The following is a 2,366-nucleotide window of genomic DNA, read 5'->3' on the forward strand; positions in this document are numbered from 1 at the left end:
TACCACCAAACCCTTGATTACCAAACACCGGATGAGGTGTACTACCAACAACCCATGACCCTGGCAGCTTGAGCCGGGAATACAGCCGGATCAGAGCTTAACTGCACCTTCAGGCTGTCCAACTGATGGGGTCCACCTCATACAACGCCATCGATACCCAAAGGCCCAAGGTGAATTCACTTTGGCCATTCTGATAAAAGCCTTGACCTTAAACCTTGCTTCAACGTTATTTTCTTAAAAATGCTCAACTGCAAGGCTGTTTACCGCATAAGCGGTGGAAATGAGCAACCAACAACTAAGGTAAAAATGAGGGACGATAATGAGTTGCTGTAACAAAACGAGCGGCACAGACAAGGGCACGTTGAATTCAGATCCTGGCCGAGGAAGGCTAGTGGGTTTGCTGACAGGGCCACGGCGTTGGTGGTTGTTTGGCGCCATCGCGGTCATCGCCGGACTTACCTTTGGCTGGGAACACCTGGTGCTATTCGGACTCGCTCCCATACTGATCAGCCTCCTGCCCTGCCTGATCATGTGTGGTCTTGGGTTGTGCATGATGAAGTGCAAGGACAAGTCGGGCTCGGTGACAACGGTTGAGCAGACGAAGGAGACCGGCGGCGCTTAGCCTTGCACCTGAAAATAGCGCATCATCCCTGCGTCTTCATGTTCCATGTTGTGACAGTGGTAGATGAAAAGGCCGGCAAAGCGCTCGAACTTCATCGCCAGTTGGACCGTTTCCCGGGGCATGACCAGAACCGTGTCGTGCCAGCCGCTGTCCACCAGGCCCTGCTGCAAACTGTTCGAGTTGCCACCTCTTCGCCCCACAATGTTGAACTGCAAACCGTGAATGTGCATGGGGTGCGGCATGGGTGTGTTGTTCCGGAATTCCCAGATTTCCGTATCGCCAAGGCGGACTTTTTCGTCATCAGCAACATTCGTTCCGTCAAACCGCCGGCCATTCATGGCAAATCCCCGCATCATCACCGGGCTTAACTCGAACGACCGGATTCGCGTATTGCTGTTTACCGGTATTTTTTGCCGCTGCACACCTAGCTGTGCCGGTAAAGGTTCGCTGGCCTTTAATGACTTGGACACCTCCAGCCTGGCCAAGGGGAATCGGCTGCCAAGGGGCAGGGCGTTGCTGCCCATCATGCCCATTCCGTCCATCATACCTCCGCTCATCATGCCTGCCCGGAAACGGTCACTGATAAGCTCCAGCGTATCACCCGGCTGGAACTCGGAAAGATCGACCCATATATCAAGCCGCTGAGCCGGAGCCAGCACGACGTAAGGCCTGTCTTCCGGTTCCTGAAGAAGGCCGCCGTCTGCACCGATAACGGTGACAGGTCGCCCGTCGCTCCAGGCCAGTTTGTAGATGCGGGCGTTGGACCCATTGAGGACTCGAATTCTGTAGGGGCGGGTGGCAACCTTGCGGGTGGTTGGAGGCGCCCCGTTAGCCAGCACTCTATCCCCCAGAAAACCGTGCATACGGTCCATCATGGACCCCATGCCACGGCCCATGTAAACCAGTTCATTGTTACCAGCAAAGGTGCGGTCCTGAAGCACCAGCAGCAGCTCGTTATCGCCCGACGGCAATTTGAGGTCCGCTTCTTCCTCGTCTTCAACGATCAGGAGTCCGGCCAACCCTGCGTAACTTTGAAATCCTACGCGACCACCTTGCTTGCCGTGGGCATGAGAGTGGTACCAGAACAGTCCGGCCCGGTCCAATACCTCGAAGCCAACAGTCATTGTCTCGCCTGGGCGGATCGGTAGTCTTGGCTGTCCGTCTACGTCGGACGGCACGTGAAGTCCGTGCCAGTGGACGGTGGTGTCCTCCGGAAGCTCGTTGTGAATATGGATTTTTACCCTCTGACCACGGCGCAGCCGGATTGTTGGGCCCAGATAGCTGTTTGTGTTTTCAGTGAGGGTGTTTTTCGGCCCTTTCAGCAATTCTGCCTTATAACGCCAGACTTCACTGGGTGTGCCTGGAAGTATGGATACCGAATCGGGCGTGGCACGAAGGGCCAGTTCAACATCGTATTCCTCTGAATCAAGGCCGAGCGTTACGGATTCAGTTGCTCTCACACCGCCGTCACAGCCAGTGAGCAGAAATCCAGGCGACAGCGCGAGAAAGAAGCCAGTGCCCGCCGCAGCCTGAAGGACTGTGCGCCGGTGGACACGTTTATCCCGATTCATTACTTATTCCTCAGATATTTGATCAGTGCCAGATGAGGTGGACCCCATCAGTTGGACAGCCTGAAGGTGCAGTTAAGCTCTGATCCGGCTGTATTCCCGGCTCAAGCTGCCAGGGTCATGGGTTGTTGGTAGTACACCTCATCCGGTGTTTGGTAATCAAGGGTTTGGTGGTA

At 55.2% G+C, this 2,366-nt stretch carries 1 protein-coding gene; it reads right to left on the reverse strand.

Annotated elements, in window-relative coordinates; genetic code table 11:
- Positions 1-618: 618 nt before the first annotated feature.
- Positions 619-2,193, reverse strand: coding sequence for a multicopper oxidase family protein (locus tag H3Z84_RS16870; RefSeq protein ID WP_199458290.1), 1,575 nt, complete (start codon positions 2,191-2,193; stop codon positions 619-621).
- Between the last annotated feature and the right edge of the window lie 173 nt (positions 2,194-2,366).

Origin of the sequence: Marinobacter sp. bablab_jr003, assembly GCF_016464245.1 — a bacterium.
GTDB lineage: Bacteria > Pseudomonadota > Gammaproteobacteria > Pseudomonadales > Oleiphilaceae > Marinobacter > Marinobacter vinifirmus.

Excerpts from the sequence above, each read along its gene's own strand:
- H3Z84_RS16870 (WP_199458290.1), bottom strand. The coding sequence starts at position 2,193 with ATGAATCGGGATAAACGTGTCCACCGGCGCACAGTCCTTCAGGCTGCG.